Below are 24,872 nucleotides of genomic sequence, written 5' to 3'. Positions count from 1 at the left end.
AATGAGACCCGAGCTTAAAAGAGACTTACCTATCAACGAATTTACGGACTTTTACTGGCTCAAAACCGAACTGCAGCAATTTTGCCGTGAAAACAATATGAGCCCGTCTGGATCTAAAATGGAACTTTCAAAAAGAATTGAAGTGTTTTTAACAACCGGTAACACTCAACAAATAACAACGCGACCTAAAAGACGCTCGTCCTCTAAAACACAAGCGCCGCTAACATTAGATACCGTCATTGGGGAAAATCACCGCTGCAGTCAAGAAGTACGGACTTTTTTTAAGAAAGCCATTCATCCTACGTTTCATTTTTCCACGTATATTCAAAGCTACTTTAAAGAAAATGTAGGGAAAACCTATCGAGATGTGGTAAAAGCGTGGCATGAAGAAGAAAAACGTAAAAAGCAGCCTTCTTATCAAAAAGAGATTGCGCCTCAGTTTGAGTACAACCGGTTTATTCGCGATTTTTTTAACGATCAGAAAAACAATGGAAAAAGCCGCGATGATGCAATTGCGGCGTGGAAGTATTTGAAACTTCAGCCTGGAAGCAATCAATACCACTCTTAAATCAAACTCTACATAAATAAAGAGCATTAAAACACCACCTCAAGAAAAGGTGGTGTTTGTGCACGCCTGTAGATTTCTTCACATACGCATGTGCTGTTTGTTGCGGCGTAAAATCTTTAGCTATAAACAGACTCTTTTTTAATTAAACCAAGCGTCTGTGAAGTAGACGCATGAATTTCGTTAAAGAAGTCTGGATGATCAACTAACGACATGCCATAGGAAGGAATCATTTCTTTTATTTTTGGCTCCCACTTGTTCATGTTTTCTGGGAAGCATTTTTCCAATACTTCAAGCATAACGTGAACCGCCGTCGATGCACCAGGCGAAGCGCCAAGAAGTGCAGCAACAGAACCATCAGCGGCACTTACAACTTCTGTACCAAACTGAAGCGTTCCTTTTCCTCCGGCTTCCGTGTCTTTGATTACCTGCACACGTTGGCCTGCTACAACAATATCCCAGTCTTCGCTTTTCGCGTTCGGGATAAACTCACGCAGTTCTTCTACACGTTTTTCATTTGATAACAGCACTTGCTGAATTAAATATTTTGTTAACGCCATTTCTTTGACGCCTGCTGCTAGCATGGTTAAAATATTATTCGGCTTTACAGAACTGATTAAATCCAGGTTTGAACCTGTTTTTAAGAATTTTGGTGAAAAGCCGGCAAATGGACCAAACAACAGCGTCTTTTTGTTGTCAATATAGCGTGTATCAAGGTGCGGAACTGACATTGGCGGAGCTCCGACTTTGGCTTTTCCGTATACTTTCCCGTGGTGCTGCGCAATGACTTCAGGGTTATTGCATACCATAAATAATCCGCTTACCGGGAATCCTCCAATATGCTTGGATTCAGGAATACCTGTTTTTTGAAGTAAAGGCAAGCTTCCGCCTCCACCTCCGATAAAGATGAACTTTGCCGTGTGGTACTCAACTTTGCCGCTGTCTACATCTGCGACTTTTACTTCCCACATACCGTCACTTTTACGTTTAATATCTTTTACACTTCGTTTGTAATGAACGTGAACCCCTTTATTCTTCAGGTGGTCAAACAACATGCGTGTTAAAGCACCGAAGTTTACGTCTGTTCCCGAATCAATTTTAGTTGCGGCAATTGGTTCATTTGACGTGCGCCCCTTCATGATTAACGGAATCCATTCTTTTAGTTTGTCAGGACTGTCGGAATACTCCATTCCTTGAAACAACGGATTGTTTGACAGCGCTTCAAAACGCTTTTTCAGAAACGATACATTTTTTTCCCCTTGTACCAAACTCATATGCGGAATTGGCATGATAAAATCTTGCGGATTGCGAATCAACTTGCTGCTTACAAGATAAGACCAAAACTGTCTTGACAGCTGAAACTGCTCGTTAATTCGGATCGCTTTCGTTATATCTATAGATCCATCAGCTTTTTCTGATGTATAGTTTAGTTCGCACAGCGCAGAATGGCCCGTCCCTGCATTATTCCATTCGTTCGAGCTTTCTTCCCCTGCGTCTGCGAGTTTTTCAAATACTTTAATGTCCCATTCAGGTGCTAACTCTTTGAGTAATGATCCCAAAGTTGCGCTCATGACTCCGGCACCAATTAAGATAACGTCTGTTTTTTTCTGTACGTTGCTCATTATAACCTTCCTCATCCCCTATATTTGTAAAAAGATGTAGGCGCTCCTGCTTACGTAGTAAAAAAATTCAGGTGCGACCTAAGAACACACCTTTTTCTGTCTCACTTATAACTATATCACAGTATAATTGTCTGATGATTATAAACTATTCAAAAATGATAAAAAAGTGAGAAAATCGCCCACAAATTCCAAAAAACTTATTAAATTCCGTCTGCATTTTCTTTTATTAGTAAACTTTTATACCTACTTCTAAGTGGTAAAGCATTGATTAATAAAATAACAAACTATTCCAAAAATTCAGCTTAAAAACCAAAATAACTGCCTTGAAAATTTCACCTACTATAACTATACTCAGCCCAAAGAACAATCAGCACTATAAATAGAAAAGCCTTCATTCTTTTTGACTAGTTATACGTAGATGTATTCATATATGTATAGAGCACCAGCTCATCCAGGTTCATTTTTAGAAAAATAAGTATATATTGCAATGGCTAATTTTCAGCCCATATTGCAAGTTACAATATCTATGTCATATAACATACCATGAAATAAGTGAATAAGTAAATGATTATTCAGAAATTTATGTTATAAAACCTAACATGTATGTTGACTTTTACATAAACTATATTTAAATATTTAAAAGAAAACCCTCCAAATTTTGACGAGTGACATATTGTTATACGCTTGAGCATTTTTTTGATGAAGCATTTCCACAAAAATACCCCTTAGAGACTTTAGCAAATCAACGTGCACTTACAAAAAGCTTTTCAATCATGTAATTTACTTAAAAAATCCGTAAACGTATCTGCGATGTAAAATACATTGCTCCTTGCACGTTCTTCCACTTGTTCTTCAGTTAAACCTTTCTCTTGCATTAACACTTCTTTTTCAGCAGCATTTTCATGTTCCCAAAATACCACAATCGGATTGTCTATATTATTTTTACAATCTAAACAAAATAAATTTCCAGCGGGATCATTCGCAATAGAAAAAACCTTTTTCGAAAGCATAGGTTTATATAGTTCATATTTTTGAACAATGTACTTACTGCTTTTCTTATCAAAGCTAAATAAACTACCAAAACAACGCTCTACGTTGCCTACATTAAATTCTTCTGGTAATACGCTAGCACCTCCATTTATTTTTACACAATCAATATAATCTTTAGGTAAGTGGAATCCTAATTGCCTTCCACTTTCTTCAACCTCATTTTCTGATACTTCTCAATCAGCATATTCCCACTCTAAATCTTTTCTCATCTAATTCCTCCTTATAAATACGGATTATTCCATAACTCCAATCAGAAATGGATATTTAATTCTTCACGAATCGATTTTTCTAGATAGTCTTCAAAGCTTCCGGCTAGAACTTTTTTTCCGCCAAAGTCAAAATCAACTATGATGATTTCTTTATTAGGATATTGAAAGCCTACTGGATTTCCCGCACTGTCTACTCCAATCACAACAAAATGCTCGTATCCTTGACAAAGAATATTTCTGAACTGTATAGATTTATCTACAAATGACGGTGTAGACACAAACTCTGCCTCTCTTAACCCTAAAACAACCGCTTCACCAATTGCCCCCGAACCATACCTCAAAAGAAATTTTTTAAAGTCCTCTGGAAGTTTCACTTTTAGCTTAGCTTCAGCTTGTGTCACTTCCTCACTAGTAACAGCACCGCCAAAAGCTTCAGGGTACATTTCCAACTCTTGGTCCACTGCTTTTAATAATTCGATCTTCATTCCATTCCTTCCCTTTCTGTAGATGATGAATTTATAAGAAATACTTATTTAATTTTAATTTCACTACATATGGAGTTTAAGTAATCTATGTCAAAGAAATTAAAAATTTACAAAAAACAAAATAAACCTTAAAAGGTAATGTAGCCCATCAAGGTATATGTTTAGAGTAACGTTTTTATTTTTTAATATCCCTTTTCCATACACTTTCTCCGTCAGTTAAAAAAACTGCACTTGGCGGATCATCATAAAGTGAAATTTCAACTAATGAACCTTTCTTTTGTATTAGCCAATTATATAAACAACTTTCCTCACTAGTAGGATGCGCTAAAATATCATTTACTTGAAATACAGCTGCATCATATTCGGTATAATTTACATCGTCGTCATCTAACCCATTATCTGTTTCAAAAACTGTATCTAGTTCACCAACAATCCTTAATCCATTTTCCCATTCTAGTATCATGTCACTATGTTCATATTTTATTAATGTTCCTATTAAAGAGTCATACCCCATATACATCCTCTTTTCTTTTGTTTTTACGGCCTTGATGGTACTATATGAGCTCCATCTTTGCCATAATGCATCAACCCATTAGTAGTCTCAAGGTATTCACCGGTATTTCGACTATAGTACTTCCTAATAGTTTTACCAAAGTCTACTCTTTCTTTTTTACCGTTTGGCAGTAGTTGACCTTTCCCTGCAAACGTATCAAGCAATTCATAAGCTGTTTTATATTTCATCATATCATATACAATGTTTACAAAACTTCTCATAATACATACCGCTTGTCCTTTTGTTTTTCCCTCTTTAGTTTCTGTTGATAATATACATGAAACACTAGGTTTCTAGGTAACTTACTTCCTTTCGCTACTTGCACTTGCTGTACGGCTAAATTATAAAATAAAGCGTGTAGCGCCCTCTTTCCTTGTTTGCTTTTGTGTGTTTTACCTTTCCCACCAGAACCAACGTAAACAGGTGCAATCCCCGCAAATCTTGCTAATTTATTGGCATTTGGAAATGGCCTTACACCCCCAATTTCTGCAATTAATGCCGATGCCGTCACAAGTTCTATTCCTGGCATCGTCTTTAATTGATAATCTAAATGTGTCTACCTATTTCTATCCTAAAACGCAAAAAAAGCACTCGTTGCCTTTAGTTGACAATCAAGAGCTTTAAGTTCATATGTTTTTAAGTAGCATAAATTTGTAAGTTTTGTAGTAACTGTTGTCTGATTTTTGTTTGCTTCACCTTAACGCTTCCCACTATAATAAATTTCTTAATAAAAAGCACTTGTATTCAATGTTTTTATATTTTTTTGCAAGCTCTACTATTATTTCGCTACAACTCTCACACCTATCTAATTCCGCAAATAACAGAATTCTTCCTTTGATTTTTATAGTTCCCAAGAAAAAGCCCTTCTGGATTTACTCAGAAAGGCTTTGACTGTTATTTATTTAATAAATATATTTATATTTTATTTTTTAATAAATTTTTCTTATCGCTTGGTACACCCATTACTTACTGTAAATGCCCCTAGCATATAAAATGCCATCTCGCTAAATTCTCGTTCTTTTCTCGTTATTCCAGTATTAAAATAACATAATAGTACAGCCTTAATAAGCTCTCGATTTAAAACATATAATTGATACTCTTCAATTACCTAAGCATCCGTCCTTCATCAAGTTTAGTATTTTTTATAAAGGCAAAGCCTTGAAAGGCATAAAATTCTTCAAAATAAATACAGTTTTTTTTTATTTCTTTATCTGATATCTCTCTTTAATTTTATTCATATATTTTTCTATCTCTGACCCATTTTCTGGATGTCTCGCTATATAATCACCAGTTATTTCTTTTAAATATATAAATAAAGTTTCATAGCCTATTATTACTTCTTCATCCTCTTCTACTGCAGGATAATCGAAATAAAAGGCTATCCCTTCATCTCCAAAGTAATCCTCTTCCCATTCTTCATAGTCTTCAGCAAATACACACCAAACATGCTCTATTCCATACCCTTCTCCACCAGCTAGTTTTTCCAACACTTTTAAAAATCTGTCATCTCCTAGAACTTGAAAATAGTAATTAACTAGTTTCTTATTTTTATCTTCCATTTTATCACCCCATATTATCTATTCATTCTTTTATTCTTAGACCACTGTTTACATAGTACTCCGTGATGGCCCACCTTCATTAGCTCTCGATTCTCAATCAAATCATTTTCTTATTGTCTCGCTCAAAAATCAGCTGATTTAATATAAATTAAAGTAAAAACCTTGAAAGGCATTTAGCCAATCAAGGTGTTTGCTTGGAAATCAGGATTAATCTCTCTTGATACAAAATATCATTATTTGTTTCTTCTAAAGAAGTAATTAGTCTAAATAAAGTATTTTTTCGCATAAACTTTTGGATTCAAAACTTTGATATCTCAAATTTAATCCAAGTACTCCTCAGCAATTTGCATACTTCTCTTTAAGTTTAAGTCTGGGTATCTTTGATCTAGGCAATATAGTAATTCAATATACTTTTTACTTTGCAAATTATATGCCACTTCTTCAAAAATCTCACTTAAAAATGAAAGTTCTGTTTTTGTACAAACCTTTAAGAAACTCAAAGTCAAGTTTTCATCTTCACTTAGTAAAACAATTAACTCTTCCCATTTCTGCTCAATTCTTGGGTCATTATCATCTAGTAATGCTCGTGCACATAAGACCGCTCTAACTATTAGGTAGATGTTAACTTCTTCTATAATTATAATGGTTTTATTCGTTAATAATAACCAAATGCCTAGTTTGGCAATTTTTCTTTAATGTAAGAATGTTCAAGAAAACTAAGCAAACTCTTGGTTAAATATTTTACCTGGTATTGATCTAAATCACCATTGACAATTAACTGACCCTTCTCTTTTCTAAGTAATTGATCCGAACCGTTTTCTAAAAACAATAGATTTCCGCCAACTTGTCTCATAAGATTCCCAATAACTTTAAACAAAACTTCTATTCCTTGATAGAAAGTGTTACCAAATAATTGAACTCTAATGCATACATTTACTTCTAAATCGTAATGCCTTCTAATAAAAGCTATGTCAGATATATCCTCTATTTCTAGAGCTAATGAATAATACTTAATCCCAATAACTATTTCTTCTTCACTAATGTGAACAGTTATATCTTCGTTCACAGACCCAACTATTATACTTCGAATAATTTCCGCCAGGGATTTACAACTTAAATTAGAGCTTAAAAACAATTCGTAATCCATTTATTTCTCCTCTCCAAATACTCGTGTAATTTTTCCGTCGTTCACAATAAGTAATTCTTTTAAGTTTTTCAAATCTCCATTTGGATTAGCTTTTCTTTGAATACCTTCAGTAATTTCAAGAATTTTCTCAGGTGGAAAATTATCCACATTTTCTAATGCTTCTTCATTCAGTTTTGGGCTACTAATTCCTTTATCTCTAAAAATATGTATCAAGTTCAAGCCTTGTTCTTCACAGTATGCTTCAATTTCATCTTCTTGATATTTCAAGCTATATCCCTCTTTAGCTTGCCCTTGAGTGGAGACTCGTATATACCCAACAACGTTCAACTTTTCACCCTCCCATTACGAAAATTAAAATTTATGTAACGCTTTTCAAACGAATAGCGAGTATTATATGACCGTCTCTAGTAAAAATACAACCCACTATTTTTTATCCAAAGCAGCTGCAAAAGAAAATCCTTTTACATTACCCATTGTTTATCGCTACGAGCTTTTACGATTCCGTTAGTTTATCGTCATTGCCGTGTATAAAGTCCCTCGGCCATGTAAAATGTCATCTCGCCCGATTATCTTACTTTGCATGCTATCCAAGTATTAAAACATAATGCCTTGATGGTACAACCATCATGAGCTATTGATTTTTATTAGCATTTTTGTGTAGTCTAAAGCATAAATTTCTTACAAAAAACAAAAAGCACCTGTTGCCTTTAATTGACAATAAAGTGCTTTAAGCTTATATGTTTTCTTAAATGTATAAAACCTCTATACAATCTTATTCAATAAAACTACCTAATTCCTCTTCCCAAAAACACCCTTCAGTTAAAGAGGCAGCGTCGATTTTTTGAAGTTGGCCAGAAATCCAGTCTAACAAATCTTTAGTTGCATTTTTTTCGAGATAAGCTCTTCTTCCGTTAACAGCCTTTACTTTCTTTATAAATTCTACGTAGACAAGTAAAGCTTCTGCAAACTTTGCTATCGTAGTATTTATTAAAACAACCTTATTATCATTATCATAATCTATATATACGAGCTCTGAGTTAGATTCATCAATACATATTGGATATCCACTACCAGTAAATCCGAAATATAAAAACTTATGATACGTCGTTTCTAATTTATTGTTTTTTTCAATTAATCTTTCCCCACCACCGCTAACTGCAGATTCAAATGTTAGAAATGGAGGAGAAGATTCAGGAAAACCTGCTTCAATTAAGAGATCTTTAGTTTCTTGGGATAAGGGAAGTGAGTTAATTATTTTTTCATCATAGTTAACCAAACCATATATGTCTTTATTCCAATTGTCTAAAAAATCTTGTGGTGAAATCATTTTTTATACCTCCACTAAATATTATTAATTTTCACTTAATACGTTATCTTAATGTTTACGGCTGCTTTTGAGACGTAAATACTTCTCCAATCTCAGTCAAGGGGTCGTTGTCTCTAATCTTGTATTCTTTTTCAAAATTGTGTATGCCTCCAAACCCCTTATGTAATGATTGTGGCACAGCAGCAGCTTGACCTCCACCACCTATATGATGATGTATCAGTTTATCACCCTTACAACCTTTATATTGAGGAAAATACTTAATAAAGTCGTCATCTACTACAGGAACTAATCCGTTTTCAATCCTCTCAATATTTGCTTCACTAAAAAATTCGGGATGCTTATCTAATAATTCATTAAAGTGCTTAGAGGCACTTCTTTCCCATCCCGCTGCATTTGCTCCACTTTTTTTCTTTCCTTTATATATAGTTCATTTCAGAAACAAGTCTAGGATCGGCCCTATATTCTATTGGTACTTTTTCTATATCAATATCACGGTAAGCACGGATATCACTATAATCAACTTCATTGACTGTTTTAATTATAGTTTCACCCGTACCCTTAGAAACAGCCGCCTGATCATGAACCCCTTCAACACCCGCCTTACCACCAGGCTTTTCCACTTTCTCCAACGCTTTGGACTGACCTTTCGAAACATTCCCTATCTTATACGTCATTAACCCATTTAACGCTTTACCAAAGGTCTATCGAGGTAACGCCTCTTCTATCCCTACCAGTTGAGGTTGAGGACGTAAAGTCGGTATCTCAGCATCTAGTAAAGGTTTGATCTGCTTTTGAAACGGTTCATACACCTTTTCCGACCAATTGCTTGCTGCTTTTGGGCTAAATCTTTTGTTCAAGACCTACTTCCTTTATCACGTTCCCTTGTTTTTCTTTTCTTGTCAAGGTTAGTTAAATACAGACTTACCCCTAGTTAGCTACTCTCATTACTTCTTGATCACTATATCTATTCTTCTTCGGATACCTTTTTACCAAATCCAACTTTATAAAAAAACCTTGAAAGGCGTTTAGCCAATCAAGGTAGTAATAAAAAATGTTAACATAAATATTTTTCTTGTCTATGTTCGTAAAATCTCATTTCCCAGCATGAATTTCATAATTTTTTCTTTTATAAAAATTTTAGCAAATCATTCATCCATCCTAAAGTGGAAGAACCGTCTCTTCCTAATTAACACTATTCAAACATTACACCAAAACTAACATTTTCAAAATCCAAATATGCGTTGCAAATATCAGAAGTATAATAGGGTTCAAGTTCTAGAATTTTTCTTGAAGTAATAAACAGTCCAAATCCTGATATATCGTTACAATTTTTTTCAAATATTTGGATTTCCGTATCTGTATCATCATTAGCTACAATTATTTCTACATTTTGATTAACTAATTGAATAATCTTTTCATGAATCTTAATCAACTTATCAATTTCTATATATATATTTTCCTTTAGAAATTCTACGTCAATTATATCAAAATCAGTTTCATAATATTTACGATCATCATATTTATAGCTATTTACTTCTATATTTTCATCATATTGTTTCTTAAAGATATTGCAAATCACTTCAATATCTTCTTTCTTTAATTCATGTTCTGAGAGAAGGGTATTAACTAATCTCACTATTTTACAACTCCTTTTTCAATTAAATATTTGTATTGTGAATCACTTAATTTGAAAGCTGTATTCATAGTTCCATCTGAGTTAATAAAAGTCCATTGTTTAGTAGTTTCGTTGTAAATATGCGTTCCTTCAACGTTTCTATATTTACCTTGTTTTTGAACTCCAGTATTAATCAGCTCTGAAACATCGTTTTTGAATAATTCCACACTAGATTTGCTACCATCAGGATAACTTCCAAAATCATTCCTGTGTTTACTGAAAGCTTTATCTATTGAACTTTGTTTGAATACAACATCATCAGCATTGTGGACAAATTTACCCGTACCCTTAGCAACAGCCGCCTGATCATGAACTCCTTCAGCATTCGCCTTACCACCAGGCTTTTCCACTTTCTCCACAGCTTTCGACTCGCCCTTGGAAACATCTTTAACCTTATGCTTGGTTACGGTCTTTTCTGCTTTGTTTACACGAAGTACGTATTCTGCTCCTTCGCTTCCGTATTTCACCACTTTCCCTGGCACTCTCGCAAAGCCGCCAAGAACAATTCCTGCTCCCGAAACAGAACGGTCAAAACTAGATAGTTCATTCCCCGTAATAGGATCGTATCCTACACTTGCTTCCCATCCACCTTTTACATTGGAAACCAGAGGCACCATATCCGCTACAAAAGAAACAGCTGCTAGACCATCCTGTTGTTGCTTTTTGGCTTCCTCCTCATATACACTTCTTGCAATTTCAGGCTTTTTATCATTCGTATATATCTATAATAGATGCTTATTTAATTTTAATTTCACTATATATGGGATTTAAGTGATGCAGCTAACTTTTATGACAAAGAAATTTTAAAAAAACTTATAAAAAAACAAATAAACCTTGAAAGGCCTATAGCCAATCAAGGAATAATTTAAAAATCATTTTTTGTTTCTATAAATTCATCATGTAAAAGTCTGATGCGATTTCAGTCCAGTAAGTTCAATCAATAATACGGAACTATAAAAAATCATACTAAGGATTTCATCACAAAAGAACTGTTTCAAATGCATCACCTAACAGGGAATCAAAATTTTCAAATGACTGAATTAAAGTTCCTGAAGGTTTATCGAGTTCCACATATAAACTCTCTGTTAAATCATAACAGTACCATGCTGTATCAGAATCCCCCCAAAATATATATTGCTTTTGCCAACCATTTTCGTACCAAAGCTCGTTTGCTTCAATAAAACCATAAATGTCTTCATCTACTTCCTTATCTAGTAAAACTTTATCAACACCATATATTACCAAACCATTAAAATCTAATCCATTTACATTTTTCAAAAATTCAATATATGACTCGGGTAATGCCATACTCCCTAATTTCTCTTGAATATTATGATTTAATTTCATAATCTCTCTATCTGATGCTGGACTTCTAAGTGAACTTCCGTATTTTTCTTCAACCTTTTCTATTTCCCTCAACAAATCTTTCCACTCGGGCATATCTACTCTTCCCTTCTTTTAAAAGGTTTTAGGGGATAAACATCATCCTCAAACATTGGCCAATCTATAGTTTTACTTTGTTTTGGTGCCAAACCTCTTGTTAAAGAGTTTTGTTGATTAGTAACCGCTTTATGATAAGGATCATTCTTTATTAATACTAAGTTAGTAAAAGCATTTGTACCACCATCATCTAAAGGTAAATTGTGATGCACTTGCCATCCTTTAGGATTAAGTCCATCTTTCATTCTAGCAATATCACCTTCACCCAGACCAGCTTCTCTAAGATATTTAACTCTTACAGAGTCGTTAGCAAATTCTTTAAGGAAATTTTCCCTAATAGAACTATTAAATTTCTTCCTAAGCTTAGCTGTTTCTTCAGGAAGTCTTTTAGTATAAATGATTTCTTCTACCTTTACACCATTTAAATGAATTTTCTCTCCTTTTAACGTTCCTATAAAGTAATCATCTTTTTCACCATTTCCTCTACCCTTAACCACTGCCCTTTGATCATTGATCTCCTCAACATCCCTCTTGCTCTTACCACCAGGCTCTTTCACTTTCTCCAATGCTTTGGACTGACCTTTCGAAACATTCCCCATCTTATACGTCGTTAACCCATGTAACGCTTCACCAAAGGTCTTTCCAGGTAACGCCTCTCCTATCCCTACCAGTTGAGGTTGAGGACGTAAAGTCGGTATCTCAGCATCTAATAAAGGTTGAAGCTTCTTCTGAACAGGTTCATACTCCTTCTTCGACCAATTGCTTGCTGCTTTTGGGCTGACGACATTTCGCATATCGCTTAATGTTTTGGTCGCTTTATGGGCAGGTACATGCGGAACGCTTGTTACTTTTGGAACAGTTTTTGTGGCATTTGTGGGTTTCGTTCTCCAAACTAGAAAACAAAGTATAATTTTATAGCCAAAACACTCAGTTTCTTTAGTTTACAATCTCATACTCTCTTATTAGATTAGCCCAATGAATAGCTTCTATTTTTAACAGAAGATTATATAGACAAAAAATCCACAATGTAAAAATTTATCACTGTGGCGTATTACATTTATTTTTCTTGGAAATGTACCATATCATAAGGGTAGTACGGAGTATCTTTTAAAGCTAAGTCATCTAATTTTAAGATTTTTGCGATTGCTCCACTTTCAAAGCTCCAGTAACCACTATAAATATCATGTTTGTTTTCATGCGCATCGTACCACGCTTCATCTAAATGTCCCTCATACCAATATTTATTTATATATTCCTCCAGTTTTTCTATGAAATTCCCTTGTGAAATTTTATTATTTTCAATTACTTCTTTTAATTTTACATATGGATTTTTCACATAAAATTCACTCTGCTCATAAAAATCTGAGGCCTCACCATTTCTAAAAGCAATAAAATAATTAATCAAATAATCATTTAACCCTTCTTTCCTGGATCCATTGTTACCAGTCTATTAAATTCTTTATCTTCAATATTTAGCATCACTGCTATGGATGTCATCCATAGCATACGTATATACCCACTTTCTTTATTCCATACTTTCTCCATAATATCTATTACTTCAGGTAAAAACTCACGAATGTTTTGAACAGAGAAACCCGCAGAGTACATAGCCCTTAATTTATTAAAATAATAACCTTGCAATGCTATGTATCCATTCTTTAAACCTTTATCATCTTTCCCTCTTTCTTCAATGACTTTTTCTATTAATAATAAAAATTTTTCTATTCGTCTTTCCTCATAATGAATAAACTCGTCGAAATATATATTAGTCTTAATTGTATCCCGTAGCATACTCTCTCTCCACCTTTTATTCTTCAAGGATTTTCTTTACTACTGTTCCATCAGGCATAACCTGTATAACAATCCTTTGAACATTTTCTGGATTGAGCAACATTTCCATCATAATACATTCAATTTTAAAAAAAACCTTGAAAGGCATATAGCCAATCAAAGTCTAAGAAGTCTAACTAAAAAGCTAAAACTCAAACAAACTAAGGGATATTAGTTAGCAATATCAACATCAATATAACCACTTACTGGTTGTACCATACCGACATCAGCTACCAAATTCATATTCACTGAGATTGTAATTTCCGTAACGCTTTTAAACGAATAGCGAGTATTATACGACCATTTCTAGTAAAAAAATAACCCAAAATTTATAAGCCAAAGCAGTATAAGAAACAGTCTTACACGTTACCCATTGGTTATCGCCACGAGCTTTTTCATTGTCGTTAGTTTGTTAGCCAATCCATGTCATAACTACCCCTACCATATAAAATGTCATCTCGCCTAATTATCATTCGTATTTATATTATTATGAAAAGTTCAGCCTTTAAATGTAGCTTTCTATAAGTATCCATTATTCTGATTCATATAAGTTATTAAAGAACCCAGTAAAACTATCTGCAAGGATAAACATATTGTCCATTTCGTCTTCGGGTTCTATATCATGAATCCAAAAATATACTTTTCCCTGATACTCTCCACTAACTCCTAATAAAATCTCATTTCCTCCAGGATCATTACCAATTGAAATAAAATCTTCTGGTATTTCTCCTTCTAATACCTCAAAAACTTTACTTAAATTACTTTTCATATCGCCAATTCCATAAAACTTATTGACTAAACTTTCTCCTTCATCATTAGAAATTTTAAAGTTAGATTCTTGAGGAAATCCTCCATTGTATTCTAGTAGAAAATCAACATATTGCTTGGGTAGCGTAAGTTCATACTCTTGTTCAAATTGTTTTATATCCTGTAAAGAAACTTTTGGATTTACACTAAGCATTTTTGTCATACTCTCACTCCTATATCATTACTTATTTTTTCCATTAACCTTTGATTGACCACCAATGTGCCTAAACTCTCTGTGGATATCTTCATCTACTAGCATCATTGTTTTTCCATCTTCATGATGATGCCACGTATAACTGTCTGGCGGCCTTCTAATATCTATTATTGGTGGATCAGTATCTTTTGTAAGTCTAGCTGCTTTGTTTGCATTTTCAAAATCTTTCGGATTATTTTTAGGCGAATGAACTTCTATTTTTACAGGCTTAACATTTGGATGCATAAAAGGTGTAAAATCTGGATAACCATTCGGGTAGCTTACTGATGTTCCAGACTTGTTAGTATAAGTCCAAGTACCATTATTTTCGATGGAGATACTTCCACCTTTTTTATACCACTTTTCAGGTATTGGAGAGTTCATTGGTTTAGTCTCCAATATCTCTTTAGTGGAAATCTTCTATTTTTAGTTTATTACCTTTAACCGTACCCTTAGCAACAGCTTCCTGATCATAAACCCCTTCAACATTCGCTTTACTATCAGGCTTTTCCACTTTCTCCAATGCTTTGGATTGACCTTTCGAAACATTCCCCATCTTATACGTCGTTAATCCATTTAACGCTTCACCAACGGTCTTTCCAGGTAACGCCTCTCCTATTCCTACCAGTTGAGGTCGAGGACGTAAAGTAGGTATCTCAGCATCTAATAAAGGTTGAAGCTGCTTCTGAACAGGTTCATACACCTTCTTCGACCAATTGCTTGCTGCTTTTGGGCTGACGACATTTCGCATATCGCTTAATGTTTTGGTTGCTTTATGGGCAGGTACACGCGGAACGTTTGTTACTTTTGGAACGAATTTTACGGCTCCTGCGGGTTTCGCTCCTCCAATGACGCTTGCAAACAGAAACATGCTGTTTTCCCAGTGCTCTTTTGAAAGAGGTTTGTCCGGATTAAGTGCCTGCTGCCCTACATCTAAGAGTCCCATCGTTGCGTGATTGACAAAGTCATACGGTGAATCAAACGATTTTTCCCCTCGTTCATTCAACCCCTCTTTGAAACAAACAGCTCCATCAAATCCGCCCATCGTTATATAGTTTCCAAAGTCATACAAGGAGTTGTACCTTTTATCTGCTCTCTCTCCCATACCGGCCCAAACGTCTTGTGCTACGCCTTTAGTACCCGTAACTGTACCTTTTGCTAAAGTTATAGCACCTTCTCCTACGTCCTTGACTACAGCTTTTATACCAGTTTCTTCTTTTTTAGCCGCAGGGTTCTCGCAGATTTCTGTAAAGTCAAAGGATTCAGCAGTTTTTTCAGGTGTCACATCTCTAATCTGTCCCTGACGCATCACCGACTGCATAAGCATTCCCTCAACGCCCGTAGCGTTTTGAAGAACCTGTTGAGACGTTAGCATGCCCACAGTTGAAGACTCGTTGAGCGCCTGCAGATATGGACTTTTTTCCAGTTCCACTGCTTGCTCTGCAGGTGACAGTTCCGCTAGTTTTTTCATGTTAGCAGGTGCTGTATCCTGCTGAATTTGCGTTAGCACTTCTCTTATGTAAGGCGAGTTTTTTTCAAGCTTGTGAATTTCTTTTAACTGTTCAGCAGGCGTCATTGCCTGAAGTTGAATCAGTTTTTTAAGTCCTACTTCTTTTATCTCGTTCTCTTGTTTTTCTTTTCTTGTCAAGACTTTTCAAATATAGGCTTACCCCTCATCAGCTACTGTCATTAATTCTTAATTACTATCTCTACTCTTCTTTGAATATCTTCTCATCACATGCAACTGTATCAAAAAACCTTGAAAGGCATTTAGCCAATCAAGGTTTAAGAATAGTATTAAGATTTATTGACTCATATACTAGTCACCTAAGTCTATTTTTTCATAATGCTTATCAATTAATTTCACTAAATAATCATCTAATTTTTCAATACTATACTTTGACTTTTTAGCTTTCACAAGATTTGAGACATTTCACCATAAGTTTACTATATCAACTCAGTCCAAATTTTAGGGAATCAAGTGATTTCGTACATTTTTTAATGTTTAATATTATTTGCAAATTTTTATAATTTGTTTTGTTGTAAAAATGCTCCTAAAATCCTTTCAATAGGTAAACTAGCATTTTTTAATAATTTCTCTACTTTGTCCTTTATTTGCTTATTAGAAGCAATTATTTTTTTATACTCTTCTCCATAAAAAGAACGTAAAGAATCTATTGCATATTCAGCCACTTCATCACTCTCATTAAGTAAATCTAATAATAAATTAAATCCATATACTCCGTTATCTTCATCTATACAGTAGGCCAATCTAATTTTATATTTATCATCTTTATCTTTTAATCCTCGAATTAAATTCTCCCAATCAATATTAGTAAACTCACTCATCAATTCTTGCACATACATAAATTCATCGTCATAAAAATAATTATCTGCGCTATTTTCAGATAATACTGCATCTACTTTTTCGTACATTCACTTTCCTCCTCTATTTACTAAAACCACCTGGTAATGGAGCATTAATTTGTCCTGTTGGATAGCCGCTAACTACCATATCACCTATTTTAATAACATCAATTTCTACACCCTCAACAATTCCCCTATGGAAAGTTGCTCCATCTCTACCTCTAATACTTATTGGAGGAGAATTACCAATATCAGTTATACTATCTAAGATTTTAATATCACTCCAACCTTCGGGAAATATTGTACTATTTTTTATTTTTGAAAGATTCCCATCCGGAAATTGAGTTATATATTTAATATCTTTTGTACCATCAGGGTTGATTTTAATAGCTTCCGTAACATAGTTAGAATGGCTATTATTAATGTTTGATGAATGCCCTCCAATAATTTCATTTTTATTAGGGTTCTTTCTCTGTCCCAAAAGGATTTTTTCCTCCATTTCAGGTGTGATAATTGATTTGGCTCCGCTGACCGGCTTACTATTATTACCCGTACCCTTGGAAACATCTTTAACCTTATGCTTGGTTACGGTCTTTTCTGCTTTGTTTACGCGAAGTACGTATTCTGCTCCTTCGCTTCCGTATTTCACCACTTTCCCTGGCACTCTCGCAAAGCCGCCAAAGACAATTCCTGCTCCAGAAACAGAACGGTCAAAACGAGATAGTTCATTCCCAGTAATAGGGTCGTATCCTACACTTGCTTCCCATCCACCTTTTACATTGGAAACCACAGGCACCATATCCGCTACAAAAGAAACAGCTGCTAGACCATCCTGTTGTTGCTTTTTGGCTTCCTCCTCATATACACTTCTTGCGATTTCAGGCTTTTTGTAATTCTCATATAGATATGGATACTTTTTCAACTCTTTTTCTAATTTTGCTTTAGAATGAGAAAGCGCCGCAAAATATCGCTGAACCTTTGGACTGTTTTCCTTTTGAATATGTTTAAAAACTTCTTTAACATGGGGAGCTTTTTTTTCAAGCTGTTCGAGCTTCTTTTTTTGATCCAGTGGATGCATCATTTCCAGCTCTTTTAGCTGTTTTAGTCCAACTGTTTTAATAACTTGCTTTTCTTTTTGTTGAATAGTCAGCTTTTTAGGACTTGTAGTTTCTTTTTTAGTCCCAACACTCATTACAGACTGCATAAGCGTTCCCTCAACGCCCGTAGCGTTTTGAAGAACCTGTTGAGACGCTAGCATGCCTACAGTTGAAGAATCGTTGAGTGCCTGCAGGTATGGGCTTTTTTCAAGTTCCACTGCTTGCTCTGCAGGTGACAGTTCCGCTAGTTTTTTCATGTTAGCAGGTGCCGTATCCTGCTGAACTTGCGTTAGCACTTCTCTTATGTAAGGCGAGGTTTTTTCAAGCCTATGAATTTCTTTTAACTGTTCAGTAGGCGTCATTGCCTGAAGTTGAATCAGTTTTTCAAGACCTACTTCCTTTATCACGTTCTCTTGTTTTTCTTTTCGTGTCAAGACTTTTCAAATATAGCCTTACCCCTCATTACCTACTGTCATTAATTCTTGATTACTATCTCTACTCTTCCTTGAATACCTTCTCATCACATGCAACTTTATAAAAAAACCTTGAAAGGCATTTAGCCAATCAAGGAATAAATAATATATTCGTTAAATTTCCAATCTACTAATAAATCAAGGTAATACTTATCATTTTCTTCTATTTTCTTCAAAAATCAGCAACCTTACCCATAAATTTAAAGCTAACATAGAAATTTAGAAAACATATGTACTTAAAGCACTTGATTGTCTACGGTAGGAAACACATGCTTTTATTATTAGATTACATACAATATAGGATATAAATTTCGTAACGTTATAAAAACAGGATGGCACCTTTTGTATATCGCCCATGTGTCTATATTCATCACCCAGTAAAATGTCATCTCGCCTAAGCTCGTACTCCGTTTTTCTATTCTATCATTACGCTCAGTACTCCCTGACGGTACAACCATCATGAGTTTTTACTTTTTAACAGCCTATTTCAAATTGCAACATCCTGGTAACCCACTTCAGTTACTTTTTCATTTAATAGACGAAGCCCTAGTCCATTTTCTGTGTCCCATGTACAATCGAAGGTTATCGCAATATCTCGATCTTCATTAATATCTCCATACGGAACAACAATTCCAACTAAAGTTATCATCTCAAGTAATTGATTAGTCGTTTCGATTTGCGGATAATTTTCATTAACTTCAATGTCATACCCTAGTTCTTGACGCTCTAGTTTGTAATAGTCTAATATTGCTTGTAAAAAACCTTGCTGTAATTGTTCCCAATTTTGCACTAATGAGTTATAAGCACTATATTGTTCTTCATCAAACTTACCGTCTTCTTCACCTTTAACCATTAATGCTATTCCAGCTTCTTTTCCACAAAATTCAATGGTAGTGTACTTAACCCATCCATAATTATATTCAAGCTCACCAAAAACCACATCATTTATTTTCACCTTATCTCTCCTACTCCACCACTAATTGTCATTTCCACAACGTACTTTAAACGAATAGCAAGTATTATAAGACAATCTCTTGTAAAAATACAAAATGTCACCTCGCCTATTCTTGCTCTTATTACATTAGTATTAAAATAGCATCTCTTAATAACTTTTCTTAATGAGCTATTAATTCGAATTCAAGGATATCTTTAACTGTAAACCAGTCACTCATACTGAGAAAAATAAGTATCTTCTAATGCTGTATAAATCCATGTACTTGTTTCCCAATTGTTCTTCGGTAACGGAACTAAATCTAGAGCAGCTATATAGCTTTCTATTGCTTTATCATCTTTTCCTTTTTCAACAAAAGCATTTCCCTCATTACATAATTTCACAATTTGGTCATACACTTGATCGTTGAGTGCCAATACAAATCCCTCCCAATAATTATTTACCATCCACCTCAAATTGATATGTTAATACCGCTGAACCATTAGTAGTACACTCTACATCTCCGATTAACACTTAAAGGACAAAGTTTTTCAACCTTGTCCTTTAAATGACTAGCTTATTTTATTTAAACGCCAAACCCCATAAGGGTTATAAAAAGGGTCATCACTTTCAAACAGCACACACGATTCTTCCCTTAATTGAAAAACCGGAGCTTTAGGATCAACACTAAATGTTTCTCCACTATTAAATACAGGATTTTCGATCAACGTATATAGGCAAAAGGTTTGAAACAACTCTACCGTTTCAGCTGGATTGGTATTAGATGTAGATGTTAGTAAATCTTTATAGCCAAAATTATGCATACCACAGGTGTAAAACACATCTTCTTCTCTGGACATTTAAACGAAAGCAGCAAATGCTCTGTTCTCTGTACCATTGTTAACGTATTCTATCCAATTATTTTTGGTAGTGGCCTTTCCAGATGACTCAACGCTCACTGCTAAACCGCCCGATTGAAGAACTGCCTTTGCGACACTCATAATTTCAATAACTTGCTCAAGTGATCCACCTTCTGCAAGAATATACACCATACTACGGTGACTTTGAAGAGTTTCAATATCGCCCTTTGTAAACGATCCATTTCCACCAAGCTCAAACGCTTCAGCTACATAAGGAATATGTTCGTCAACAAATTCTATTTGATACAAATATTTAGGCGTCTGTAATTTACCTATATGTTCCCCTAGGTATACAAACTCTCGTTGACTTTCGTTAAATTTGTCTTTAAATGCTTGTCTATCATTCCATACACCTGGTATTCCCTAAATTATTTTCGAATTGTTTTCCACGCTCTCACCCACTTATAATAAATTAATTTATTGCTAGCTGTTCTTCAACAATAGCTCAATTCGCTTAAGTCTGAATAGCAGGCATAGATTCTTCTTTGAGTTTTTCACGATTTTTTTGTAATTTGTCTAATAATTTTTCTATCCCTTATTTACTAAACATATTTGCCTTTAGTTTTCATCAACAACTCTTCAATAATCTCTTTTTTAAAGAGAGTAATCACTTAACCTTTTATATTATATTTATCTTTTATCTTAAAAAGAAGTTCTTTCACATTTTCAGTACGCTCAGGATGTTTTTCAATGTAAAATCGGCATGCAGTTTGAAGATATTTACATAACTCTTCATAATCTACAATATTTTCTATTTCTTCATCTACACCATAGTAGAATAGAACTCTATTTTCCCCAAAAAATTCTTCATCATCTCTATCAAATTCATCTGAATATACTACACCCATATAATCCCGTCTTTCGACATATTCCTCCAAAAAACCTTCTAGTATCCTAACAAAGTCATACTCCATTACAAAATCACCAAGCACATCAATAACTGAACCTTTATGGAGCCCTTGCTCCTCATACATTCGAATCAACTTATTTTTATCATCAAAAACAGTACTCATTGTATTGTCTCCTTAGTTTTGTCCAAATTTCAACACTGGATAAAAATTTTCTATTTCCCCGGTATCAGTATTTTTAAATTCTTCAAACTTCAATCTATTACTTGAAACTCCCCGAATCATTTGTTTATTTGTCTGGCCTTTTAATTGTTTAACTCTTGAGGATTCAATACCTTCTTCCATTGCTTCATTCCCCAATCGAACAATTTCGTCACTGGATATTAAAGCAGGGTCATAAACCGTTTTCTTATGAGGAGGTTTATCTTCCTTTGGTACAAATTTAAATTCTCCGGTTCCTTTTCCTCTATAATCTTTTATCTCAACTTTTAATCTATACTCTATATCGTATACCCCTTTGACATCTGGATGCTCATCCTTCTTAACTTCATCTAATTTATATTGATCACTGTTATCAAAGTATTTTTTAAATTCATCATAGTTATGCCCGCCACTTACACCGTGACGTTTTGTACACTTTTCTACTTTCCCAGTTAAATGCTCAATATAGTAGCCTTCTTTATATCTTACATTACTCTTAACCACCGCATCCTGATCATGAACCCCTTCAACATTTGCCTTACTACCTGGCTTTTCCACTTTCTCCAACGCTTTGGACTGACCTTTCGAAACATTCCCTATCTTATACGTCGTTAACCCCTTTAACGCTTCCCCAACGGTCTGTCGAGGTAACTCATCTCCTATCCCTGACAGTTGAGGTTGGGGACGTAAAGTCGGTATCTCCGCATCTAGTAAAGGTTGAAGCTGCTTTTGAACAGGTTCATACACCTTTTTTGACCAATTGCTTGCTGCTTGTACGCTAAATCATTTGTTCAAGACCTACTTCATTTATTACGTTCACTTGGTTTTCTTTTCTTGTCAAGGTTAGTTAAATCCAGGCTTACTCCTAATTAGCTACTCTCATTACTTCTTGATCACTACATCTATTCTTCTTTGGATACCTTTTTACCAAATCCAACTTTATAAAAAAACCTTGAAAGGCATTTAGCCAATCAAGGAATAAATAATATATTCGTTAAATTTCCAATCTACTAATAAATCAAGGTAATACTTATCATTTTCTTCTATTTTCTTTAAAAATTAGCAATCTTACCTATATCCTATATTGTATGTAATCTAATAATAAAAGCACGTGTTGCCTACCGTAGACAATCAAGTGCTTTAAGTTCATATGTTTTTAAGTAGCATAAATTTATAAGTTTTATAGTAACAGTGTGTTACCTTTTGTAGATCACGACAAATACTATATTAAATCTTACGAGTTTGTATGAGTTTGTATGAGTTCGTTAGTTTAATATACATTCCATGTGTTTATATTTATCGCCCGGTAAAATGTCATCTAGCCTAAGCTCGTACTTTGTTTTCTATTCTATCATTGCGCGTAATACTCTATGATGGTACAACCATCATGAAGTACGAACTTCAAAATGACCTTTTCTTTTTTTGTGCACTTCACATATACTTTGTTTTTCATATATATGTGTATCAAACACTACAAACTTTATCACTTTTGTAAATTGCCATTATACACCTATCTATCTTTTTCATCCTCTTCATATGCTAATGCAGTTGTTACTATTTCCTCTGGTGATAACTCTTCATCATGCCAAAAAATTAAGTCACTTGGAGCTGGATGAGGTACATTACTTTCTAATATATCAACATATTCACTCACTTCTTCATCAGACAACTTCGGATTACATATTTTTTCTACAAGTTCAATTAATTCCTCTTTAGATAGTTTACTCTCCATAACATTCATCCTTTCCTAAATCAATGTCCTTTTTTCCCAAAATGATATGCTGGATCTAAGATGTTTTGATGCATTTTTGGTGAAGTAATTATTAAATTATCAAGATTATATACTTCTCCGCCTTTATCTATAGGCTGTTTATGATGAAGTATATATGACTTGTGTTTACCATAATGTTCAAGCTTAGGAGCAATTGGTGCATTTCCCTCTAACATTCTTGTAACATTTCGGCTATTAAACTCTTCTGCAAAACTTGAGTTTGCAACTGACTTCCAAAACTCTTTTCTAAAGTCATCAAAAGAGTTAAAATGTTTTCCTATTAGCTGGTCTCTAACCTCTTTTGGTATTACCCCTATTGAACCTTTATTATACATAAATTGTTTTTGAGTTTGGAGACTTCTTTCTAAGTTAAAACTTTGATTTACAGCCCCAGGTTGATACCTTAGATTCTTATTTGTATTCTTTCCCGTACCCTATGTTGTAATCTTAAACTCTCACAATAAAAAAACAAACCATGTAAAACCTTATTAAATTACTTCTTTCTCTTGTACTACCGGCAATTCATATGCCGTTTTATGTTTCATCATCCCATATACAATGTTTACAAAACTTCTCATAATACATACCAACGCTTGTCCTTTTGTTTTTCCTTCTTTTAGTTTCTTTTGATAATAAGCGTGAAACACTGGATTTCGTGGCATCTTACTTCCTTTTGCTACTTGCACTTGCTGTACAGCTAAATTATAAAATAAAGCGTGTAGCGCCCTGTTTCCTTGTTTGCTTTTATGTGTCTTACCTTTCCCACCAGAACCAAAGTAAACAGGCGCAATCCCCGCAAATCGTGCTAATTTTTTAGCATTTGAAAATCGTCTTATATCTCCTATCTCAGCTATTAATGCTGATGCAGTCACAAGTTCTATTCCCGGCATCGTCTCTAATTGATAATCTAGTAGATTTACTAGCTGTTTTAATTCTCTTTCGATGTATTTCATTTCTTTCTTTTTAAACTCAATCTCCCGTACAATACTTCTTACTAAAAAGTTTCGCATTTCTTGATACTCTTTAATTGTTTGTCCATCTTCTTTCACAAGCCTTAATATTTCACTTGCTTTCTTTACTGAACATGTATTGTTACTAACATCTAATAAAAAAGCTGTTAATCGCTTTATATTCGTCCCCTCTAAACAAGAGGGTGACGGATATTGCTCCCAAAATGCTAATGCTGTTTTTCCATCTAACTCTGAGAAAAACTTTTTATAACTTGGATAATGGTGGTTTAATTGAATATGTAATTGGTTCTTTAATGCACTTTGTGCTTTTACTAATGCATTCCGTCTTGAAACCAGTTGTTGTATTGACCATAATAAATCGTTTGGCTTTGCATCTGGTAATTGATTAAATTTGTTTATCAATATGCGTGCTACACATTCTGCATCCCAACTATCATTTTTTTGTATCATCACTTGGCTTTTTCGTTCTAAAAATGATAAAGCTGGATTTACTTCTTTCACTACTTGTTCATGATCTACTAAATATTTCGCTAATGCTCTTCCATAACCACCAACATCTTCTAAACCAAATACAACTGATAAACCATCACTCACATATGTCTCTACTTCTAATAAAAACTTCGAAAATGCCGATGGTTTATTATCAAATTGTATTTCTCCTAGTTTCTCTTGCCAGCAATTAATAATAACAGCCGTATGATGCTCTTTATGTAAATCTACTCCTACATACAAATAGTTCTGTCTATTATGCATAACTCATCCCTCTATTCAATGATTTAGTCATATATAAAAATGTCGGCAACCTTAGTTCGAGCGTTCATCTTCCGATGC

Annotated in this window: 29 protein-coding genes and 6 pseudogenes; 1 reads left to right on the top strand and 34 read right to left on the bottom strand. The window is 34.3% G+C overall.

Annotation, left to right across the window (positions count from 1 at the left end):
- The first annotated feature begins 1 nt into the window (after position 1).
- Positions 2-568 carry a DUF6434 domain-containing protein gene (locus ACXAE4_RS13990; protein WP_154990507.1) on the top strand — a complete coding sequence of 189 codons (567 nt, stop codon included), beginning with the start codon at positions 2-4 and terminating at the stop codon, positions 566-568.
- Positions 569-684: 116 nt separating this feature from the next.
- Here the strand turns inward: ACXAE4_RS13990 and ACXAE4_RS13985 are convergent, their stop codons facing one another.
- The 34 genes and pseudogenes from ACXAE4_RS13985 to ACXAE4_RS13820 form a co-directional block, all read right to left on the bottom strand.
- On the bottom strand, positions 685-2,187 hold the full coding sequence (locus ACXAE4_RS13985) for a malate:quinone oxidoreductase (RefSeq protein WP_013083523.1): 1,503 nt from the start codon (positions 2,185-2,187) through the stop codon (positions 685-687).
- A gap of 767 nt (positions 2,188-2,954) precedes the next feature.
- A pseudogene (locus tag ACXAE4_RS13980) lies at positions 2,955-3,446 on the bottom strand (SMI1/KNR4 family protein).
- Positions 3,447-3,487: 41 nt separating this feature from the next.
- Positions 3,488-3,931 (bottom strand): SMI1/KNR4 family protein, encoded by a 444-nt coding sequence (locus ACXAE4_RS13975; protein WP_033579277.1) that lies wholly within the window; start codon positions 3,929-3,931, stop codon positions 3,488-3,490.
- 175 nt (positions 3,932-4,106) lie between these two features.
- Complete coding sequence (locus ACXAE4_RS13970; RefSeq protein ID WP_116740695.1) at positions 4,107-4,445, bottom strand: hypothetical protein; 339 nt, start codon at positions 4,443-4,445, stop codon at positions 4,107-4,109.
- 23 nt (positions 4,446-4,468) lie between these two features.
- Positions 4,469-5,034: pseudogene (locus ACXAE4_RS13965) on the bottom strand (transposase); the annotation flags it as partial.
- 160 nt (positions 5,035-5,194) lie between these two features.
- Positions 5,195-5,338, bottom strand: a complete 144-nt coding sequence (locus ACXAE4_RS13960) for a deaminase domain-containing protein (protein WP_223260252.1) — start codon at positions 5,336-5,338, stop codon at positions 5,195-5,197.
- A 345-nt stretch (positions 5,339-5,683) separates the two neighbouring features.
- Positions 5,684-6,043 (bottom strand): ribonuclease toxin immunity protein CdiI, encoded by a 360-nt coding sequence (gene cdiI, locus ACXAE4_RS13955; protein WP_154990505.1) that lies wholly within the window; start codon positions 6,041-6,043, stop codon positions 5,684-5,686.
- 673 nt (positions 6,044-6,716) lie between these two features.
- Positions 6,717-7,190, bottom strand: a complete 474-nt coding sequence (locus ACXAE4_RS13950) for a hypothetical protein (protein ID WP_154990503.1) — start codon at positions 7,188-7,190, stop codon at positions 6,717-6,719.
- Between the two features lie 176 nt (positions 7,191-7,366).
- Positions 7,367-7,517, bottom strand: a pseudogene (locus ACXAE4_RS13945) (recombinase family protein); the annotation flags it as partial.
- Positions 7,518-7,962: 445 nt separating this feature from the next.
- Positions 7,963-8,517 (bottom strand): SUKH-4 family immunity protein, encoded by a 555-nt coding sequence (locus tag ACXAE4_RS13940; protein WP_154990499.1) that lies wholly within the window; start codon positions 8,515-8,517, stop codon positions 7,963-7,965.
- A 55-nt stretch (positions 8,518-8,572) separates the two neighbouring features.
- Positions 8,573-8,695, bottom strand: coding sequence for a hypothetical protein (locus ACXAE4_RS13935; protein WP_261786054.1), 123 nt, complete (start codon positions 8,693-8,695; stop codon positions 8,573-8,575).
- Between the two features lie 18 nt (positions 8,696-8,713).
- A pseudogene (locus tag ACXAE4_RS13930) lies at positions 8,714-8,941 on the bottom strand (T7SS effector LXG polymorphic toxin); the annotation flags it as partial.
- The gene (locus ACXAE4_RS13925; protein WP_196763259.1) at positions 8,934-9,146 is read right to left on the bottom strand and encodes a hypothetical protein; all 213 of its coding nucleotides are present in this window, start codon (positions 9,144-9,146) and stop codon (positions 8,934-8,936) included. The pseudogene ACXAE4_RS13930 and the gene ACXAE4_RS13925, both read right to left, overlap by 8 nt.
- 72 nt (positions 9,147-9,218) lie before the next feature.
- A complete protein-coding gene (locus ACXAE4_RS13920; RefSeq protein WP_155726329.1) occupies positions 9,219-9,374 on the bottom strand; it encodes a hypothetical protein in 156 nt (51 codons plus the stop codon).
- 335 nt (positions 9,375-9,709) lie between these two features.
- Entirely contained in the window at positions 9,710-10,153 is a 444-nt protein-coding gene (locus ACXAE4_RS13915) for a hypothetical protein (protein ID WP_154990497.1), read from the bottom strand.
- Entirely contained in the window at positions 10,153-10,887 is a 735-nt protein-coding gene (locus tag ACXAE4_RS13910; protein ID WP_261786057.1) for a pre-toxin TG domain-containing protein, read from the bottom strand. Before ACXAE4_RS13910 ends, ACXAE4_RS13915 begins: the two co-directional genes overlap by 1 nt.
- Before the next feature lie 283 nt (positions 10,888-11,170).
- Positions 11,171-11,632, bottom strand: coding sequence for a YrhA family protein (locus tag ACXAE4_RS13905; RefSeq protein ID WP_154990493.1), 462 nt, complete (start codon positions 11,630-11,632; stop codon positions 11,171-11,173).
- Between the two features lie 2 nt (positions 11,633-11,634).
- Positions 11,635-12,426 carry an HNH endonuclease signature motif containing protein gene (locus tag ACXAE4_RS13900; RefSeq protein WP_261786053.1) on the bottom strand — a complete coding sequence of 264 codons (792 nt, stop codon included), beginning with the start codon at positions 12,424-12,426 and terminating at the stop codon, positions 11,635-11,637.
- A gap of 263 nt (positions 12,427-12,689) precedes the next feature.
- The gene (locus ACXAE4_RS13895) at positions 12,690-13,037 is read right to left on the bottom strand and encodes a PoNe immunity protein domain-containing protein (RefSeq protein ID WP_475236223.1); all 348 of its coding nucleotides are present in this window, start codon (positions 13,035-13,037) and stop codon (positions 12,690-12,692) included.
- Positions 13,038-13,045: 8 nt separating this feature from the next.
- Positions 13,046-13,423, bottom strand: coding sequence for a PoNe immunity protein domain-containing protein (locus ACXAE4_RS13890; RefSeq protein ID WP_475236222.1), 378 nt, complete (start codon positions 13,421-13,423; stop codon positions 13,046-13,048).
- A 571-nt stretch (positions 13,424-13,994) separates the two neighbouring features.
- A complete protein-coding gene (locus ACXAE4_RS13885) occupies positions 13,995-14,432 on the bottom strand; it encodes an SMI1/KNR4 family protein (protein WP_289577869.1) in 438 nt (145 codons plus the stop codon).
- An 18-nt stretch (positions 14,433-14,450) separates the two neighbouring features.
- A complete protein-coding gene (locus ACXAE4_RS13880) occupies positions 14,451-14,846 on the bottom strand; it encodes an HNH endonuclease (protein WP_289577870.1) in 396 nt (131 codons plus the stop codon).
- A gap of 22 nt (positions 14,847-14,868) precedes the next feature.
- Positions 14,869-16,110 (bottom strand): hypothetical protein, encoded by a 1,242-nt coding sequence (locus ACXAE4_RS13875; protein ID WP_289577871.1) that lies wholly within the window; start codon positions 16,108-16,110, stop codon positions 14,869-14,871.
- 377 nt (positions 16,111-16,487) lie between these two features.
- A complete protein-coding gene (locus ACXAE4_RS13870; protein WP_063247817.1) occupies positions 16,488-16,898 on the bottom strand; it encodes a hypothetical protein in 411 nt (136 codons plus the stop codon).
- 13 nt (positions 16,899-16,911) lie between these two features.
- Positions 16,912-18,183: an EndoU domain-containing protein gene (locus ACXAE4_RS13865; RefSeq protein WP_475236218.1), complete on the bottom strand. Its 1,272-nt coding sequence runs from the start codon at positions 18,181-18,183 to the stop codon at positions 16,912-16,914.
- Positions 18,184-18,886: 703 nt separating this feature from the next.
- Positions 18,887-19,354 (bottom strand): DUF2004 domain-containing protein, encoded by a 468-nt coding sequence (locus ACXAE4_RS13860; RefSeq protein ID WP_251439934.1) that lies wholly within the window; start codon positions 19,352-19,354, stop codon positions 18,887-18,889.
- Between the two features lie 212 nt (positions 19,355-19,566).
- Positions 19,567-19,767 (bottom strand): annotated as a pseudogene (locus tag ACXAE4_RS13855) (tetratricopeptide repeat protein); the annotation flags it as partial.
- A gap of 135 nt (positions 19,768-19,902) precedes the next feature.
- Complete coding sequence (locus ACXAE4_RS13850; RefSeq protein ID WP_289577876.1) at positions 19,903-20,190, bottom strand: DUF4261 domain-containing protein; 288 nt, start codon at positions 20,188-20,190, stop codon at positions 19,903-19,905.
- The gene (locus ACXAE4_RS13845) at positions 20,191-20,499 is read right to left on the bottom strand and encodes a hypothetical protein (RefSeq protein ID WP_251439924.1); all 309 of its coding nucleotides are present in this window, start codon (positions 20,497-20,499) and stop codon (positions 20,191-20,193) included. It lies immediately after the preceding gene.
- Positions 20,500-20,861: 362 nt separating this feature from the next.
- A complete protein-coding gene (gene cdiI, locus ACXAE4_RS13840) occupies positions 20,862-21,263 on the bottom strand; it encodes a ribonuclease toxin immunity protein CdiI (protein ID WP_251439922.1) in 402 nt (133 codons plus the stop codon).
- Between the two features lie 12 nt (positions 21,264-21,275).
- Positions 21,276-22,046, bottom strand: a complete 771-nt coding sequence (locus ACXAE4_RS13835; RefSeq protein ID WP_251439920.1) for a CdiA family toxin C-terminal domain-containing protein — start codon at positions 22,044-22,046, stop codon at positions 21,276-21,278.
- 763 nt (positions 22,047-22,809) lie between these two features.
- Positions 22,810-23,031 (bottom strand): bacteriocin immunity protein, encoded by a 222-nt coding sequence (locus tag ACXAE4_RS13830; RefSeq protein ID WP_251439918.1) that lies wholly within the window; start codon positions 23,029-23,031, stop codon positions 22,810-22,812.
- A gap of 20 nt (positions 23,032-23,051) precedes the next feature.
- A pseudogene (locus ACXAE4_RS13825) lies at positions 23,052-23,474 on the bottom strand (T7SS effector LXG polymorphic toxin); the annotation flags it as partial.
- Positions 23,475-23,558: 84 nt separating this feature from the next.
- Positions 23,559-24,794, bottom strand: a complete 1,236-nt coding sequence (locus tag ACXAE4_RS13820; protein ID WP_251439916.1) for an IS110 family RNA-guided transposase — start codon at positions 24,792-24,794, stop codon at positions 23,559-23,561.
- Positions 24,795-24,872 lie beyond the last annotated feature (78 nt).

Source organism: Priestia sp. ABM2_011 (assembly GCF_056158845.1).
This window is presented reverse-complemented; position numbering and strand designations above follow the sequence as displayed.

Bases quoted from the DNA above. Each gene is read 5' to 3' on its own strand.
- ACXAE4_RS13905 (WP_154990493.1), bottom strand. From the start codon at position 11,632: ATGCCCGAGTGGAAAGATTTGTTGAGGGAAATAGAAAAGGTTGAAGAA.
- ACXAE4_RS13940 (WP_154990499.1), bottom strand. From the start codon at position 8,517: ATGATTTCACCACAAGATTTTTTAGACAATTGGAATAAAGACATATAT.
- ACXAE4_RS13985 (WP_013083523.1), bottom strand. From the start codon at position 2,187: ATGAGCAACGTACAGAAAAAAACAGACGTTATCTTAATTGGTGCCGGA.
- ACXAE4_RS13850 (WP_289577876.1), bottom strand. From the start codon at position 20,190: ATGTCCAGAGAAGAAGATGTGTTTTACACCTGTGGTATGCATAATTTT.
- cdiI (WP_154990505.1), bottom strand. From the start codon at position 6,043: ATGGAAGATAAAAATAAGAAACTAGTTAATTACTATTTTCAAGTTCTA.
- ACXAE4_RS13900 (WP_261786053.1), bottom strand. From the start codon at position 12,426: ATGCGAAATGTCGTCAGCCCAAAAGCAGCAAGCAATTGGTCGAAGAAG.
- ACXAE4_RS13885 (WP_289577869.1), bottom strand. From the start codon at position 14,432: ATGACAAAAATGCTTAGTGTAAATCCAAAAGTTTCTTTACAGGATATA.
- ACXAE4_RS13830 (WP_251439918.1), bottom strand. From the start codon at position 23,031: ATGGAGAGTAAACTATCTAAAGAGGAATTAATTGAACTTGTAGAAAAA.
- ACXAE4_RS13970 (WP_116740695.1), bottom strand. From the start codon at position 4,445: ATGGGGTATGACTCTTTAATAGGAACATTAATAAAATATGAACATAGT.
- ACXAE4_RS13890 (WP_475236222.1), bottom strand. From the start codon at position 13,423: ATGCTACGGGATACAATTAAGACTAATATATATTTCGACGAGTTTATT.
- cdiI (WP_251439922.1), bottom strand. From the start codon at position 21,263: ATGAGTACTGTTTTTGATGATAAAAATAAGTTGATTCGAATGTATGAG.
- ACXAE4_RS13990 (WP_154990507.1), top strand. From the start codon at position 2: ATGAGACCCGAGCTTAAAAGAGACTTACCTATCAACGAATTTACGGAC.
- ACXAE4_RS13870 (WP_063247817.1), bottom strand. From the start codon at position 16,898: ATGTACGAAAAAGTAGATGCAGTATTATCTGAAAATAGCGCAGATAAT.
- ACXAE4_RS13880 (WP_289577870.1), bottom strand. From the start codon at position 14,846: ATGAACTCTCCAATACCTGAAAAGTGGTATAAAAAAGGTGGAAGTATC.
- ACXAE4_RS13950 (WP_154990503.1), bottom strand. From the start codon at position 7,190: ATGGATTACGAATTGTTTTTAAGCTCTAATTTAAGTTGTAAATCCCTG.
- ACXAE4_RS13865 (WP_475236218.1), bottom strand. From the start codon at position 18,183: ATGAAAAAACTAGCGGAACTGTCACCTGCAGAGCAAGCAGTGGAACTT.
- ACXAE4_RS13820 (WP_251439916.1), bottom strand. From the start codon at position 24,794: ATGCATAATAGACAGAACTATTTGTATGTAGGAGTAGATTTACATAAA.
- ACXAE4_RS13975 (WP_033579277.1), bottom strand. From the start codon at position 3,931: ATGAAGATCGAATTATTAAAAGCAGTGGACCAAGAGTTGGAAATGTAC.